The 16420-nt window shown below is 45.4% G+C and carries 11 protein-coding genes; 4 read left to right on the plus strand and 7 right to left on the minus strand.

Going from position 1 to position 16420, the window contains the following annotated elements:
• The first annotated feature begins 159 nt into the window (after nt 1-159).
• Both HQ865_RS10710 and HQ865_RS10715 read left to right on the plus strand, forming a co-directional pair.
• On the plus strand, nt 160-1008 hold the full coding sequence (locus tag HQ865_RS10710) for a cupin-like domain-containing protein (protein WP_173414901.1): 849 nt from the start codon (nt 160-162) through the stop codon (nt 1006-1008).
• Between the two features lie 350 nt (nt 1009-1358).
• On the plus strand, nt 1359-2522 hold the full coding sequence (locus HQ865_RS10715; protein ID WP_237073808.1) for an NADH-quinone oxidoreductase subunit D: 1164 nt from the start codon (nt 1359-1361) through the stop codon (nt 2520-2522).
• A gap of 143 nt (nt 2523-2665) precedes the next feature.
• Here HQ865_RS10715 and HQ865_RS10720 read toward each other — a convergent pair whose 3' ends face one another.
• The 3 genes from HQ865_RS10720 to HQ865_RS10730 form a co-directional block, all read right to left on the minus strand.
• Complete coding sequence (locus HQ865_RS10720) at nt 2666-3517, minus strand: energy transducer TonB (RefSeq protein WP_173414902.1); 852 nt, start codon at nt 3515-3517, stop codon at nt 2666-2668.
• 346 nt (nt 3518-3863) lie between these two features.
• Nucleotides 3864-4886 carry a porin gene (locus HQ865_RS10725; RefSeq protein ID WP_173414903.1) on the minus strand — a complete coding sequence of 341 codons (1023 nt, stop codon included), beginning with the start codon at nt 4884-4886 and terminating at the stop codon, nt 3864-3866.
• 192 nt (nt 4887-5078) lie between these two features.
• Nucleotides 5079-6635 carry an ammonium transporter gene (locus tag HQ865_RS10730; RefSeq protein ID WP_173414904.1) on the minus strand — a complete coding sequence of 519 codons (1557 nt, stop codon included), beginning with the start codon at nt 6633-6635 and terminating at the stop codon, nt 5079-5081.
• Between the two features lie 555 nt (nt 6636-7190).
• Here HQ865_RS10730 and HQ865_RS10735 point away from each other — a divergent pair.
• Nucleotides 7191-9362 carry a glutamine synthetase III family protein gene (locus HQ865_RS10735; protein WP_173414905.1) on the plus strand — a complete coding sequence of 724 codons (2172 nt, stop codon included), beginning with the start codon at nt 7191-7193 and terminating at the stop codon, nt 9360-9362.
• Between the two features lie 63 nt (nt 9363-9425).
• Here HQ865_RS10735 and HQ865_RS10740 read toward each other — a convergent pair whose 3' ends face one another.
• A complete protein-coding gene (locus HQ865_RS10740; RefSeq protein WP_173414906.1) occupies nt 9426-9938 on the minus strand; it encodes a DinB family protein in 513 nt (170 codons plus the stop codon).
• A 159-nt stretch (nt 9939-10097) separates the two neighbouring features.
• Here HQ865_RS10740 and HQ865_RS10745 point away from each other — a divergent pair, with 159 nt between their 5' ends.
• On the plus strand, nt 10098-11642 hold the full coding sequence (locus tag HQ865_RS10745) for a L,D-transpeptidase scaffold domain-containing protein (RefSeq protein WP_173414907.1): 1545 nt from the start codon (nt 10098-10100) through the stop codon (nt 11640-11642).
• A 184-nt stretch (nt 11643-11826) separates the two neighbouring features.
• Here HQ865_RS10745 and HQ865_RS10750 read toward each other — a convergent pair whose 3' ends face one another.
• From HQ865_RS10750 to HQ865_RS10760, 3 genes are all read right to left on the minus strand, one after another.
• Nucleotides 11827-12642, minus strand: a complete 816-nt coding sequence (locus tag HQ865_RS10750) for a murein L,D-transpeptidase catalytic domain family protein (RefSeq protein WP_173414908.1) — start codon at nt 12640-12642, stop codon at nt 11827-11829.
• A 339-nt stretch (nt 12643-12981) separates the two neighbouring features.
• Nucleotides 12982-13563: a nitroreductase family protein gene (locus HQ865_RS10755; RefSeq protein WP_173414909.1), complete on the minus strand. Its 582-nt coding sequence runs from the start codon at nt 13561-13563 to the stop codon at nt 12982-12984.
• Between the two features lie 100 nt (nt 13564-13663).
• The gene (locus HQ865_RS10760) at nt 13664-16093 is read right to left on the minus strand and encodes an alpha-ketoacid dehydrogenase subunit alpha/beta (RefSeq protein ID WP_173414910.1); all 2430 of its coding nucleotides are present in this window, start codon (nt 16091-16093) and stop codon (nt 13664-13666) included.
• Between the last annotated feature and the right edge of the window lie 327 nt (nt 16094-16420).

A 16420-nucleotide genomic window follows, 5' to 3' on the forward strand; every position in this document is an offset into this window, starting at 1 on the left:
TGTCCTCACAGACCACTCACCGATTGACTGGATTGGTTAAACTAATTCCCATATTCTCTATTTTTAAAATTGGCGCACTATGGTTTATATTCCGTTTTTTTATTATGATTGTGTACATAAACAAACCAATCATCACATTCAATCCCCTTTTATTAAACCATGGAAATCATCAGGCGCGAGAACATCACCCACGAGGAATTTTTAGAAGAACATTATAAACCGGGCATCCCGCTGGTGTTTAAAAACGCGGTGAAAGACTGGAAAGCTAAAGACTTATTTACCCCCGATTGGTTCCGCGAAAACTACGCCGACCGTACCACCGTGGTACAGGGCAAAACCTATAACATGCGCGAAATTATGGATATGGTTGAAGCCAGTTCGGAAGAAAAGCCCGCGCCTTATCCATCCATCTATAATATCAACGAGCAATTACCTGAATTGCTGCCGCTTATTAAGCCCGACCTGCAATATGCCCAACCTAACTGGCTAGACAACAAAATGTTTAAGCTTGGAAAGTGGGGCGCAGCATTAGAGTTATTTATCGGCGGCCCGGGCGGCAGGTTCCCATATTTGCATTTGGATTATTACCACCTTAACGCCTGGATCACCCAGCTTTATGGCGAGAAGCGTTTTACGGTTTTCCCGCGCGGGCAGGAGCACATGCTTTACCCCCGCCCTAACGACCCGTGGCGTTCTGAACTGAATATCTTCGAACCTGATTACGAGAAGTATCCGCTTTATAAGGATGCCACACCTATCAGCTTTGTGGTTGGCCCGGGCGAGACCTTGTTCATCCCCTTCGGTACCTGGCATACGGCCTATTCATTAACGCCAACCATCTCGGTGGCATTTGATACGCTTAACGCCAAAAACCACAAAGAATTTATGAAGGATGTGTGGACCTTTAAAAGCCGCGACAGCAAAGTAAAGGCTTTAGCCATGTATCCTTATGCATGGGTTGCCACCAACCTGAGCAAAATGATGGATACCTCGCCTATAAAAGGATAACTGGTTGTTTTAGTGGCAATTTAACCACAAAGGGCACAAAGTTTTTTCACAAAGGACACTAAGGAATATAAACCAGGTGTCCTTTGTTGTTTTTATTTATACTGTTTGTGCTGATAATGTTTAATTTCGGGCCTTGAGGTTAATATAACCGCGAAGAACATAAAGGGAAAGAATCACAAGGGTTATTTTAACCATTTAACTTTGTGCTTTCTTTGTGAAAACCCTTTGTGCCCTTTGTGGTTAAATTGCCATTAACGCACTCAAAACGGAAATTGAATACACTCGCCCCCATATACAACGAAGCTTTAAACCGCTACAACCAAAAGATAGCCAGCGCCGCAACCGAGGATATGGTGTTGAATATGGGTCCGCAGCACCCGTCTACCCACGGCGTTTTGCGTTTGGAACTCATCACCGACGGCGAGATCGTTAAAGAGGTGATCCCGCATATTGGCTACCTGCACCGTTGCTTCGAGAAACACGCCGAATCGCTTACTTATCAGCAAACTATACCCTTTACCGACCGGATGGACTACCTGGCCAGCATGAACAATAGCCATGCCTGGGTAATGGGTGTAGAACGGATGCTGGGTATTGATAAGGATATCCCCAAACGTATCGAATATATCCGCGTGCTGGTATGCGAATTGAACCGCATTGCCTCGCACCTGATCGCCATTGGTACTTACGGTATTGATATTGGCGCCTTCACCCCTTTCCTGTGGTGCTTCCGCGATAGGGAACATATTATGGGGATGCTGGAATGGGCATCAGGATCGCGCATGTTGTATAACTATATTTGGGTGGGCGGCCTGTTTTACGACTTGCCTGTTGGTTTTGAAGAACGCTGCCGCGAATTTGCAGATTACTTTAAACCCAAAATGGTGGAGTTGAACGGCCTGTTGACCGATAACCAGGTATTCATCAACCGCACAGCCAATGTGGGTGTTTTGCCGCTCGACGTAGCTATTAACTACGGCTGCAGCGGGCCGATGCTGCGTGGTTCGGGCTTGAAATGGGACCTGCGCCGTATAGATGGCTACTCGGCCTACCCCGAACTGGAGTTTGAGATCCCCGTAGGTACCGGCCAGATGGGTACCGTTGGCGATTGCTGGGACCGCTACAAGGTACGTGTAGATGAGATAGAACAATCGCTGCATATTATCGAACAATGCCTGGATCGCCTGCAAAAGGAACTGAAGCGCCCACCAGAATTTGATCCACGCGCCAAACTGCCCCGTAAGCTTAGTCCAAAACCACAAGACTATTATATACGCTGCGAGGGTGCCAAAGGCGAATTAGGCTTTTACTTCATCCATCAGCAAAAAAAGGAGAAAGACCTTAAAGGCAACGACCGCTTTATGGATACCGAGATCCCGTTCCGGGTAAAATCGCGCGGGCCAAGTTTTAGTAATCTTTCTGTATTGCCGGCCATGGCTAAAAATGTAATGATAGCCGATCTGATCGCGATTGTGGGCTCGATAGATTTTGTATTGGGGGAAGTGGACAGGTAGGGTTTTTACGTTTAGAATACAATAACGTCATTCTGAGCGATAGCGAAGAATCCCAAATTAGCAGAGTAGTCTGGCAAGATAGCTTTGCATACCGGGGATTCCTCGCTATCGCTCAGAATGACGATTTAGTTAAGTCCCGCTCGCTACTCAGCCAACTGAAAATTAATCGGGATCAAATACCTAACCCGTACCGCTTGTCCGTTTTGCATACCAGGTTTCCAGGCCGGTGCCAGTTTTAACACACGGCTTGCTTCTTCGTCAAAACCATAGCCTGCTTTGCGCTCAACGGTGATATTTGATAAATGACCATCCTTTTCAATAATAAAACTTAGGTATACCCTACCCGATACACCGGCATCCTGTGCCTGGCCCGGGAAGCGCAGGTTTTTTTGCAGGAATTTGGCCCAGGCTTTATCACCGCCAATTGGTTCGGGCATTACTTGCAAACCACCTTCGCCAACATTAATTATGCCATCGCCGTTACCTCCTTTAACGCCCTCTCCTGTTCCGGGATCTTCTATTAATGGCACATTGTCACTACCCGATCCCGGTACTATTTTATCCTCCGGGCCAATAGCTACATCTGCTTTTATCGGCTCCGGATCTTTAATTACATCTTTATCGGGCTTAACTACATAGTTTATATTTTGTGTAGAAACCTGTAGCGGCTTTGGCAGCTCTTTTGGAGCTTCTGTTTTAGGCTTTGCTTCCTTGGGTTTTGGTTGCTCCTTCTGCAGTTTTGCTTCAAAGATTTTCTCGGGCGGGGTTATTGTAAGAACTACCGTCTTGGTTACCGGTTCAATAGCCCGGTTACGCGATATCACCGTTTCGGTAATGCACAAGGCGGCTACCGTAAAAAAGGTAACTGCCATAGCCCTGTTTAACACCACCGGGTAACTGCGGCGCAGTTCGTAAGCGCCATAGTTTTGGTTCCTACCCTTAAATACAAGCGAGAGCCATTCCCGGTTGTACAAATTAAATTCTGATTTTAGCATGATGATTGAAATTAAGTTTCTTATTTAACGCCTTAATATTTTATAATATTGCGAAAAATCACACTTTTCAGAGTTTTACAACAATACTATAACTAATTTATTAGTTTTCAAATATAAATAAGTTTTTCATTTCAAACTAATAATTTAGTTAATATTTTTCTATGGATAATTCCACAGATTTCAGAAATGATTTCCCCGATTAGCAGTTTAGAACATCAAATTCTATCCCCCCAGCAAACCTTATCAAGAGAATCGGTGAAATCATTCCCAAAATCTGTGGAATCACAAAAAACAAAAAAGCCGCAGGGTATCCCCTACGGCTTCAATCACAATTATGTTGTTTAATTTAGAAGGCGTAAACAGCAGCCAAAGCAAATTGCGATGCCGATTTAGTGGCTATGCCTTTATTATCGGTAAACATCGTTTTCGATCCGTTATCTAACCTTACTTCCGGGATAAAGGTCAATGGGCCGCCTTTAATGTTGGCGGTAAATGTTAATCCGGTTACCGATTCGCCAACAGCCGGGCCTGCAGTAGTGAAGCCGCCTGTTTTGGTCTTAAAGTACTCGCCACGTAAGCCTAAGGTTACGGTGGGTGCTACCGCTACCTGCGGATACAAGGCCACACCGGTAAAACCGCCTTTAACCGCGGTCGGCGCGCTGAAATCAGCCGCGTTCAAGCCCAGTTTAAAGGCTTCGGTAATTTGGTAAGTAGTGGTCAGGTCAAGCTCGGTGCCTGATGCAGGGCCGCTTACCAGGTTCAAATAGGCCGTCCAGCCTTTTACCGGGGCTACCATCAGTTGCGCGCCGAAAGTGTTGATCTTGCTGGCGGCACTGTAAACATTCCACAGGTCGTTATATAAACCGGCGGCCAGGCTTACTTTATCGCTGAAAGCATAGCTCAGTTTAACACCGGCATTCTGGAACGGGCCGTTAGTGAACAAATACGAGGTGGAGTAGTTGAAGTTACCGGCAGGTGAGATCACTTCGTAACCTACAAAAGTGCTCATGTAACCGGCGGTAACGCTCAGCTGGCTGGTCAGATCATAAGCTACATACAGGTTTTGGATGTGGTTGGTGGGTACCGGGATCGACTGGTCATTACGCGGACCAAAGGATACTTCGCCTACAAACGAGGCTTTGCCGATCTTTTTTTTCAGGCCCAGGTCTACCATCCCGATCGAGAACGAGTTTTGATCTGAGGCGAAGCTGGTGGGGATATTGCTGTGTCCCGAAAAATCGTACTTATAATACGTATCTACCGAGCCGGTGATCACCAGTGACGGATCAACCGTTTTCGCCGCTTCCTGGGCATGGGCAACATAAGTAACAGCTGATAGTGCGAGTAATAGTAAAAATTTACTTTTCATTTTTAATTGTTTTAAGAGTTGAATGATTTTTTAGTTGTTTTTGAATGATTTATGATAGATATTGAATGATCGCTATTAAAAATTGGGGCAAAGCTCACCCCGTACCATGCGGCATTACATTTTTTACACACAGTAAAAGCTATAAACTATATAAACCGTGCGGGCAAATCTCCCGCACGGTATAGGGGTATGTTATACAGTTGTAGTAGTTGGCTCAAATAAGCCGCTCAGGCTAACGTCTTCGTCGTCCTGGTCTGGGTAGGCAGAAGTACCGTGTTCAAACACATCGATACCGCCTTTCATCAGTTCGCCGTGTTCTTCAACACGCAGTTTCCATGGGTAAGGCAATTTGCCAATTACAAACATCATGATGCCGGCAATAGCAAAGGTTGCAAAGGTGATGCTCGCGCTGCCGATCAATTGGTTAACTAACTGACCGGTGCCACCACCGTAAAATAAACCAGTGATCGGGTGCGAATCATCTGGTCCGGTTGGGCCGGTAACACCATATTTACCGCAAGCGAAAAAGCCGATAGAAAGCGTGCCCCAAATACCATTTAAACCATGCACAGGTACAGCGCCAACCGGATCATCAATACGCAGGTACTCTAATAATTGGGTACCATAATAAACAATCACGCCAGAGATAGCGCCCAGCAGGATAGCACCCAGCGGGCTAACCCAGTAGCACGAAGCAGTAATGGCCACCAGGCCAGCCAGGAAACCGTTTACGGTAAAGCCAACATCAAATTTACCCTTGGTGCTGCCAAACCATAAACCCAGGTACATAGCCACAATACCGCCGGCACAAGCAGCCAAAGTGGTGTTAGCAGCCACACGCCCAATACCTTGTCCGTCCATTGCAGAAAGCGTGCTGCCCGGGTTAAAGCCATACCAACCGAACCAAAGCAGGAAACCACCTACAGCGGCAATGGTAAGGTTATGCGGCGCCGGCATGCCACCACCATCACGGGCGAAGATGCGGCCTAAGCGTGGGCCTAATACCATAGCACCGACCAATGAAGCTACACCGCCAATGGTATGTACTACGGTTGAACCTGCAAAATCAAGGAAACCTTTAGCTACCAGCCAGCCGTCAGGACCCCATGCCCAGTGGCCCAGGATAGGATAAATAAAGCCGGTGATACCTATACTATATAATATATCGCCACGGAAACTGGTACGACCGATCATAGCGCCCGATACAATGGTAGAGCAGGTATCGGCAAAAGCGTACTGGAAGATCCAGTGGGCCAGCACCGGGATACCGGTTGTACCATAAGTAAGCGGGGTATTTTGCAAAAAGAACCAGTTTTTACCATCGGCACCACCCCAACCAATAAATCCGTTGCCGCTGCCAAACATAAACGCGTAGCCAACAGCCCAAAACAAGATCCCGCAAAGGCAGGTATCGAAGATACACTCCATCAAAATGTTAACGGTTTCGCGTTTACGTGCAAAACCGGCTTCCAGCATCACAAAACCGGCCTGCATGCCGAATACTAAAAACGCTGCTACCAATGTCCAGATGGTATTAGCGGTATTCATTAAAGCGGTTTCATGCGCCGTGTAAGTATCAGCCGCGTGTGCCGATGTTGAAATTAGCCCGGGTAATGTCATCATGGCTATTATCGCCAGCCCCAGCCCCAAAAGCTTCCCGGTGAAAATAGTTGCACCGAGTTGCCATTTCTCCCGCGTTAGTTGTCGAAACGACCCGAGGAATTTACTTTTTGTGAAGTTTACTTCCATTGTTTTTAAAATTTAGTTAGTTAGAATGATATGTGAACGATTAATAAATTCAAAATTTCCAATTTTACATCATAAATACATCTACATAATTTATAAAACTTTATTTTTTGTGATTTTTATCATTAATTATCAACAATATAATTATCAAAATCACACAAACATCAAATTTTAAAGATGTTTTTATTAATATTTTTATGAAAATATGGATATAATCTCAATTTATCAAAACATAAGTTAAAAATAATTACGTTTTTAATAAAATTTTATGATTTTATTAAAACAAATAGATCAAAACAGTAAAATATTTACACATTTTCAAACAAATAGGCAGATTTTAAGTCAAAAAGCAAAAAATCGACAGGATTATAGTATTTTACCATATAAAATCTATATTTTTAGTGGGTTTTTATTAAAAACGTACAATAATTCGAGGCCAAACGGGGGCTTAGTGCCAACGGCCCGCTAATTCGCTGATTAATTTATTTAAGACTTTTCCCTGATTTTTGAGTGTTTTTATCGGGATTACATTATTTTTGGTCATCAATTACCTAAAAAATGACAAATTTTCGATTCAAAGCGCTCGAAACAGTGCTAACAAGGACAATTCCGGAGATAAAATTGCCATCAGCTAAAATTTCAGACTATTTTGGCGCGAATGTTTTCGATAATAAAAAACTAAAGGAGTATTTATCCAATGATGCCTACCAAAGCATCATCAACTCTACCGACGATGGCGAACCCATCCCCCGCGAAACTGCCGAGCAGATCGCATCGGCCATGAAGAGTTGGGCCATTAGCAAAGGCGCTACGCACTATACTCACTGGTTCCAGCCCTTAACCGGATCGACCGCCGAAAAACACGACGCGTTTTTTGAACCAACTGCCGACGGCGTGATCGAGCGCTTTAGTGGTGATGCCCTTGCACAACAGGAGCCGGATGCTTCCAGCTTCCCGAGCGGCGGTATCCGTAACACTTTCGAGGCCCGTGGCTACACCGCCTGGGATCCATCCTCCCCTGCCTTTATTATGGGCCGCACTTTGTGTATCCCTACCGTGTTTGTATCGTACACCGGCGAAGCGCTGGATTATAAAGTACCTTTATTAAAAGCATTGAGCGTATTAAACAAGGCCGCTGTTGATGTTTGCCATTATTTTGATAAAAGCATCGAGAAAGTGAACGCCTCGTTAGGTATCGAGCAGGAATACTTCCTGGTAGATCTGGCCTTATATAATGCACGCCCCGATCTGTACTTAACCGGCCGTACATTGTTTGGCCACATGTCGGCCAAGAACCAGCAATTGGAGGACCATTATTTTGGTTCGATCCCAGAGCGGGTATATGCCTTTATGCAGGATATGGAAACCGAATCGTTGTTATTAGGCATCCCACTGAAAACCCGCCATAACGAGGTGGCCCCATCGCAATTTGAGTGCGCGCCGGTTTACGAAGAGATCAACCTGGCTATTGACCATAACCAGTTACTGATGGACCTGATGGACCGCGTAGCCAAACGCCATAACTTTAAAGTTTTGCTGCACGAGAAACCCTACGCTGGTTTAAACGGTTCGGGCAAGCACAATAACTGGTCGATGATCACCAACACGGGTAAAAACCTATTGTCGCCGGGTAAAACGCCCAAGAACAACCTGATGTTTCTTACCTTTTTTGTAAACGTGATCAAGGCTGTTTATGAACATGCCGACCTATTGCGCGCGTCCATCGCATCGGTTAATAACGATCATCGCTTGGGTGCTAACGAAGCACCGCCTGCAATTATCTCTATCTTCCTGGGCAGCCAGTTAAATGATGTGCTTGACGAGATAGAAACATCGCGCATCAGCAAAAAGATAAAGGACGACGCGCTGCTATGGCAAGGCATCCCTAAAGTACCGCAGATATTAAAGGATAACACCGACCGTAACCGCACCTCGCCTTTTGCTTTTACAGGTAATAAGTTTGAGTTGCGTGCCGTGGGTTCGTCGGCCAACTCGGCTAACCCGATGACGATATTGAACCTGATCGTTGCCGATCAGTTAAAAAAGTTTAAATACGATGTAGATAAGCTGATCCGCAAAGGCGAAAAGAAAGATGTTGCCTTACTCACGGTGATCAAACGCTGCATTAAGGAATCGAAATCGATCCGTTTTGAAGGTAATGGTTATAGCGAAGAGTGGGAAAAGGAAGCCGAACGCCGTGGACTAAACAACTTAAAGACCACACCCAAAGCACTCGACGCTTTATTATCCGACAAAACCGAGCGCCTGTTTGAGGAAACCGGTGTATATAATAAACGCGAGGCCGTGGCCCGTCACGAAATATTACTGGAAAGCTTTTACAAAAAACTACAAATTGAAGCCCGTGTAATTGGCGAACTGGTGAACAACGTGATCATCCCTGCCGCCATTACCTATCAAACCAAACTGGTAGAAAATGTGAAGGGCTTAAAAGAAATAGGTTTACCAAAGGAAAGCTATGCCGCGCAGATAGATATTATCGCTAAAATTAGCGAACACGTTAACTTCATCAAAACCAATGTGGAGCAGTTGATAGAAGAACGCAAAAAGGCCAACGTAATAGAAGACTCGCGCGAGAAAGCCTTAGCTTACGATGAAAAGGTAAAAACCTACTTCCAGCCCATACGCTACCACGTAGATAAACTGGAGCAGTTGATAGACGACGCCTTGTGGCCACTGCCAAAATTCAGGGAGTTGTTGTTTATTAAATAAGTACCCCCTGCCAGAGGGCTTTCAAAAAACTCATTTCTTCAAGTCTCCCCCTTTGGGGGAGATTTAGAGGGGGTGAATCACCGCTATCGTCACCAGCAATTGCCCGGTATGCCGCATGGTATGCTCGGCAGCGTGTACCAGCAAACCTATAACTGTTGACGGTATTTGCGCGCGGCCCACACCCCTTACTTCGTTTAAAGTCTGCTCGTCTGTATCCCCGATCTGCGCGATAGCTTTATCAACCTGCAGGTTAAAGGCATCTACCAATTCATCAATATTACTGGCCGCTTCGCCTTTCCCTTCGTTTGCCAAACGATTTAACTGGCTATCATCCAGGCTATTCCCGGCGGCATAAGTCAATAACCTATCCAGCACGCCTGTTAAATGCTGCAAATGAAAGCCTACAGAAGCCATCCCTGCAACCTTATTCCATAATTTATCATCCGGGAAACCGACGGTCATCTCGTTGATCTCCTCGCGGGCCTGCAACAAGGCATGTGCAACAGGTTGCAGCAAGGCCGGGATATTGGGTAGCGGGCCGCGCAGCCAAACCTCGGGTCTTTTTACATTACTCATATTTAAAGGCGTTAAAACGTAATATTATCCTTACAGGGTGTATCAAATTAACAACTATTATTACATTATTTAATGATGATAAACACTTATAAGTGTAAAAATATAGCTTATTTTAAGCATGGTATAAACATTGCTATGCCTAAACTATAATTAACACAAATGACCAGTCATACTACCTCCCCGAAGAATTTATATACCGCGTTTATCCTGCTGATAGGGCTAACGCTTACACTCACGTTTCAAAGTTGTAAAAAATCACGCTCGGATATGGGCAAAACCCTTTTCAAAAAAACCAAGAACAAGGTTTTTAAGGATGTTACCCCCGATGGCTTCGCCCCTGTTTTCCAGGAAGTGCTTGAGCAGCAACGATCGAAACTAAACAATGCCGATATTATTACTGCCTATTACCAGCATAACGATTATGACCCGGTATTGCTGATGGATCATTTTGAAAATGACGATATTAAAAATGTAACAGCCTATTATAATAAGGCAGGCGAGCACGGCCTTGATCCAAAACTGTTTCAACCGGCGCAGATAGATACATTACTGCACCGCTTTTACGATAAGAAAAAGTTAAAACAACTTGACGAGGCTTACCGGGACATGGCGCAGCTGGAATTATTGCTGGCTAACTCGCTCATCAACTATTCTAACGCGCTGCAATTCGGGGTGATCAATCCGCGCCGGATCTATTCACGTTATTTTACCGCGACAGCCAGGCCCGATAGTACTTTTATGAAGCACGTGTTCGAGGTGACAGACTTTAAAAGCTACCTTGATAGTATCCAGCCTAAAAAACCAGAATACCTTGCGCTGCAAAAATCGCTGACCGCGGGATATACTGCCCCCGGCTTAACCCAGGAGGAAACCCAGCGTGTGCTGATCGTAAACCTGGAACGCCTGAGGTGGCGCAACAAACCGGCAGAAAACCGTTATGTGCTGGTCAACATTCCGGCTTACCAGTTAGATATCATAAATAATGGATCATCCGAACTTAACATGAAAGTTTGCGTTGGTGAGGGCCGGAATAAAGACCGTACTAATACACTGGTAGAATATGATGACAGCGATAAGGTAGACCGCCCATTTTCGCGCGAGACACCGCAGCTAAACAGCATGATAAACGAAGCCCAGGTAAACCCGGTTTGGAATATCCCCGAAAGCATTGCCGGTAAGGAAATTATTGTGGAAGCCCAGAAAGATCCTTACTACCTGTCGAATAAAAACATTAACGTTTACAGGAACGGCAAATTGGTGGATGATCCGGAAACGATTGACTGGGGCGGCGCTTCGGCAACCGAATACTCATTTAAACAGCAACCCGGCGAAGATAACGCGCTGGGGAAGATCAAATTTCTGTTCCCTAATAAAAGCAGCGTTTATTTACACGATACACCGGCCAAGTTACCGTTTACCAAAGAGATGCGCGCCGTTAGCCACGGCTGTGTACGCCTTGAAAAACCGCTTGATTTTGCCCGGGCATTATTTGGCGATGGCAGCAAGAAGTATACATTGGTAGAAAAACTGATGGGCCAGGATAAATCCGAACCGACGGATATAGCTGTATCGCCCAAAATACCGGTGTACATTACCTACATTACCTGCTGGCCCGATGCCGCCGGACAGATACAGGTAAGACCCGACGTTTATGGATTGGATATTGTGCTGTACGCGCATATGAAGATGATAATGGCGATTTGACCCCCTCGTCATTCTGGAGTGACAGCGAAGAATCCCAAATTAGCAGAGCGGACCTGCAGAGTAGACCTATCTATCGGGGATTCTTCGCTGTCGCTCAGAATAACGGGCAAAAAAATGACAAAAAAAAGCCCGTCAAAATTAATTGACGGGCTTAATATTAACCCAAGGCTGGGTTTATAATTGGTTAGTTAGTGAGCACATCTTTTACCAGGTTATAGCTGCTATCGGCAAAGGCATATTTAGCGGCATTATCCTCATCTAAATACTTTGAGTTATAAGCCTCATCATTGCCATTAATAAACAAAACGTTTTTATTTTTAACAGTTTCAATAACCTTGTCCACCACATCGGTAGATACTGCCGGGCAACCAAAGCTGCGACCAAGGCGACCTAACTGATCGATAGTGTTTTGATTTACATAATCGGCGCCGTGCAATACAATCGCGCGTTCGCGTGCCTTGTTGTTGAAGCCCTGGTCCATCCCATCCAATCGCAGCGAGCGGCCGTGCTTACCCATGTAAATATCATCGGTAATATAAAAACCAAGACTGCTTTGATGCGATTCTTCGGTATTAGAAAAGGCGTTAGCCATATCGTTGCCGCTGCCTTGTCCGTGTGCTACCCAGGTGTTCATTAATAATTTGCGGTTTTGCAGGTCAACTATCCACATACGTTTAGTGGTGCTGGCTTTTGTAAAATCAACAATAGTTAAAATTGAACTTGATACAGGTAACAAATTGGCTATCTTGAGGTTATAATAACCTGTTACAGCCTTTTCAAACACAGCCGAATCTAAACCTGCTTTAGCCAGGCTTGCAGTTTCGTAAATGTCGTTCACGTAGTGAAAGAACAATACCTTAGCCGATGAATTTGGATTTCCTTTTGCCGCAGCGATTTTTAGGGTGCTGTCGCTCTTCATTACGTTTGCAAAACTCAGGTTGATGATAGACACCGACAACCCAAAAAGTGCACAGATCACCCACAAAAAGTGTTTTCTCATATTTTACTTAGTAAAGTGGTTAACAATACAGCAAAAAGGTTTATTAAAATTTATAATTTGTAAAACAAATATAAAACAATAATTGTATCCCACCAAATTACATGTAATATTAATCCACTTTTGCGAAAGTAAATTTACTTTTGGTTAACAAAAGCAATATTAGTCAGGAAGATCCTATTAAAAATACGCGTGTTATACGAACGATAGTGAGAAATCCTATACATAAAGCCGGTCGCACGAATAAGATTTTTTCCCTATGGTCAAGAGATAGTTCTCTTTCGCCCTCTCCTCTTTCCCGGCACATGCTCTATCGACATGATGGATTGAAAATAGCGTTAGTTACTCAACCCACTTCACTTTATCGGCTACAGGCACTTTGCGTTTACCTTCGGGATGTTCATCGGCGTAGCCTAAGTATAAGATACCTAAAACGTTATCGTCATCACCTAATTCCAGGAAAGCTTTGAATTCAGGACGCAGCGTCATGCCGCCGGTGCTCCAGAACGAAGCGATATTTAATGCTGTAGCGCCAATCAACAGGTTCTCAACTGCTGCAGAAGCTGCTACAATTTCTTCAAAAGGTGGAATTTTAGGCAGGTCGCCACGCTTCATGCTGGCAATTACAATGTGCGATACCTTATCGCCTATGTGGGTAAGATTGTTGAAGGTAGTCGGGTTAAAATTTTCGGCAACTGTGTTTTGCTGATATAAGGCGGCATGCTGTTCGCAAAATTTTGCAGGATCGGCATAAACCACAAATTGCCAGGGTTGGGTATTGCCGTGGTTAGGCGCCCAGTCAGCCAGTTCAAGCAGGGCTGCTACATGGCCGTTCGGAATTTTATTGCCGTTCATCATAGCAGGCTTAATGCTACGGCGGTTTTTAATAGTATTTGATACGGTTGAAAATGTGTTATTATCCATGCGGCGAAATTAGGAATTTATTTTTAGTTCATGGTTCATGGATCATAGTTCATGGTAGAACCTTTGCAGGTAGCGATGAACTATGATCCATGAACTATGATTATATCGCCGGATACCTCCCCGGATTAGCCTCGCTCATCATAGCGTAAACCGTTTCAACCACATCATCAACCGATGGTTTAGTGAAGTAATCGCCATCCGAACCATATGGTGGGCGGTGTTCCTTGGCGCACAGGGTTTTAGGATGCGCATCTAATAGATAATAGCCGCCTTGTTTCTCCAGGATCTGCTGCATCAGGTAAGCCGAACCGCCGCCGGGGATATCCTCGTCAACAATAAGCAATTTGCTGGTTTTACCTAAAGAAGCAGTGCATACCTTACCCTTATCAAATGGATACAGCGTCTGCGGGTCGATCACTTCAACGTTGATGCCCAAAGATTCCAGTTCTTCTACAGCCTCTATTACCACACGCAGTGTAGAGCCATAAGATACAATGGTAATATCGGTACCTTCTTTTATTACTTCAGCTACGCCAAGCGGCACGGTATACTCGCCCGGGTTAGCCGGTAGTTTTTCTTTCAGGCGGTAACCATTCAGGTTTTCTATTACAATGGCCGGTTCATCGCCGCGCAGCAGCGTGTTGTACATGCCGGCAGCCTGGGTCATGTTGCGGGGAACACAAATATGCACGCCACGCATGGTATTTAACAACACCCCCATTGGCGAACCTGAGTGCCAGATCCCTTCTAAACGGTGGCCACGCGTACGGACGATCAACGGCGCCTTTTGGCCGCCGCGGGTGCGGTAACTAAGGCTGGCCAGGTCATCACTCAAAACAGTGATGGCATATAACAGGTAGTCCAGGTACTGGATCTCGGCAATCGGGCGGAAGCCGCGCATAGACAGGCCCATGCCCTGCCCTATTATTGTCGCTTCGCGGATGCCGGTATCGGTAATGCGCAAATCGCCGTATTTAGCCTGCAAGCCGGCAAAACCCTGGTTAACATCGCCAATAGAGCCAACGTCTTCACCAAAAGCTACTATGCTTTTATCACGCTCAAAGTTAGCGTCGAAACAGGCGTTCAGCAGTTCGCGGCCATCCAGCATGCGGGCGTCGTGGTCGTAACGAACCGGGACAACCGGGACATTCAGTGGCGAAAAAGGCGTACCGGTAAACAGTTTAGAGTTAAAGCGTTCGTTATTCAGATCTGCCTGTTCACTTAACCAGCCTTTCAGTTCGTCGCGCCCGTTGGTTACTTCGCCAAGCGTAAGGCGTAATGCCTTGCGTACAGCGCTGATCACATCGGCCCTGCCCGGGTCTATAGCGCATTCCATTTTCGATGCCACATCCTGCAACTCATTACCTTTTGCAGATTGTGCAGCCAGGTCCTTAATTAAGGATGATGCCTGGGTCAATTCGTTTTTTATTTCGCCCGATAGTTCACTCCAGGCTTCGCGCTGCGCCTCGCGTACGTTGCGTTTGGCGGTAGCTTCCAGTTCATCCATTTCGGCATCGTTGCTGATGGCCGTGGCTATCATCCACTTGCGCATTTGCAGCAAACAGTCATGATCGGCCTCCCAGGCTAATCTATCTTTAGATTTATAGCGCTCGTGCGACCCGGAGGTGGAGTGCCCCTGCGGCTGCGTCATTTCTACAACGTGTATCAGCACGGGTACATGCTCAGCACGGCAGATGGCGATGGCACGTTCGTAGGTATCGCACAGGGCGGGGTAATCCCAGCCGCGTACTTTAAATATCTCGTAGCCGTTGCTATCTTCTTCGCGCTGGAAACCGCTTAATATTTCAGATATATCTTCTTTAGTAGTTTGCAGGCTGGCGGGCACAGATATGGCATAAGCATCATCCCAAACAGATATCGCCAGCGGCACCTGCAATACGCCGGCCGCGTTAAAGCTTTCAAAAAATAAACCTTCGGATGTTGAACCGTTGCCGATTGTACCAAACGCCACCTCGTTACCGCTTACCGAAAAGTTTTTCATATAGTCCAGTTCGCGGTTTTGGCGGTATAGTTTAGAGGCGTAGGCCAAACCCAATAAGCGCGGCATGTGGCCGCCAGTGGTAGAAATATCCGACGAGCAGTTCATCGTTTCCGACTGGATCGTCCAGTTACCATTGGCATCCACATAGCGGGTAGCGTAATGGCAATTCATTTGCCGGCCGGCCGAAGCTGGATCTTTCTCAATATCGGGATTGGCGTATAGCTGCGCAAAGAACTCCTTCAGGTTGCTCATACCGGTGGCGAACATGAAGGTTTGGTCGCGGTAGTAGCCGGCGCGCCAATCGCCAATTTTAAAGGCTTTAGCCATAGCCAGCTGGGCCACTTCCTTACCATCGCCAAATATGCCAAACTTAGCCTTACCGGTAAGTACTTCCCGTCGGCCCAGTATACTGGCCTGGCGGCTTTCGTACCCGATACGGTAATCGTTAAGGACAATCTTCCTGAATTCTTCAAAGCTCAATTCAGAAGCGTCAAACCTGGTGGTAGCATGTATGGTGGCTTCAGGCATATACAATATTTTGTTAGGGTGGTAAAATTATAAAATTCTATTTGGTAAACGACATAAATCCATCCGATAAATGATTTTTTGATACAAAACCAACAAAGCGATAGTTTGCAAAGTTTGCTTTTTGCAGCAAGATATTTTCAATTGGCAGTGTATCACCAATTTATATTGTGTCATTTTAACACTTTACCTAATCGGCCGTTATTAAAACCTCTCAGGTACAAACTCCGTATAAAGAACCAAACCGTTAAAATGCGGTTATTTATATTGAACATGATGAATAAAATAGTTAGTTCAAATAAACTATTTGCATAAAAATAAATCTATATA

The sequence above is a fragment of the Mucilaginibacter mali genome (assembly GCF_013283875.1).
Lineage (GTDB): Bacteria > Bacteroidota > Bacteroidia > Sphingobacteriales > Sphingobacteriaceae > Mucilaginibacter > Mucilaginibacter mali.

Coding starts and splice junctions, on each gene's coding strand:
- HQ865_RS10715 (WP_237073808.1), top strand. CDS start 1,359: ATGGTGTTGAATATGGGTCCGCAGCACCCGTCTACCCACGGCGTTTTG.
- HQ865_RS10710 (WP_173414901.1), top strand. CDS start 160: ATGGAAATCATCAGGCGCGAGAACATCACCCACGAGGAATTTTTAGAA.
- HQ865_RS10735 (WP_173414905.1), top strand. CDS start 7,191: ATGACAAATTTTCGATTCAAAGCGCTCGAAACAGTGCTAACAAGGACA.
- HQ865_RS10720 (WP_173414902.1), bottom strand. CDS start 3,517: ATGCTAAAATCAGAATTTAATTTGTACAACCGGGAATGGCTCTCGCTT.
- HQ865_RS10725 (WP_173414903.1), bottom strand. CDS start 4,886: ATGAAAAGTAAATTTTTACTATTACTCGCACTATCAGCTGTTACTTAT.
- HQ865_RS10740 (WP_173414906.1), bottom strand. CDS start 9,938: ATGAGTAATGTAAAAAGACCCGAGGTTTGGCTGCGCGGCCCGCTACCC.
- HQ865_RS10760 (WP_173414910.1), bottom strand. CDS start 16,093: ATGCCTGAAGCCACCATACATGCTACCACCAGGTTTGACGCTTCTGAA.
- HQ865_RS10755 (WP_173414909.1), bottom strand. CDS start 13,563: ATGGATAATAACACATTTTCAACCGTATCAAATACTATTAAAAACCGC.
- HQ865_RS10750 (WP_173414908.1), bottom strand. CDS start 12,642: ATGAGAAAACACTTTTTGTGGGTGATCTGTGCACTTTTTGGGTTGTCG.
- HQ865_RS10745 (WP_173414907.1), top strand. CDS start 10,098: ATGACCAGTCATACTACCTCCCCGAAGAATTTATATACCGCGTTTATC.
- HQ865_RS10730 (WP_173414904.1), bottom strand. CDS start 6,635: ATGGAAGTAAACTTCACAAAAAGTAAATTCCTCGGGTCGTTTCGACAA.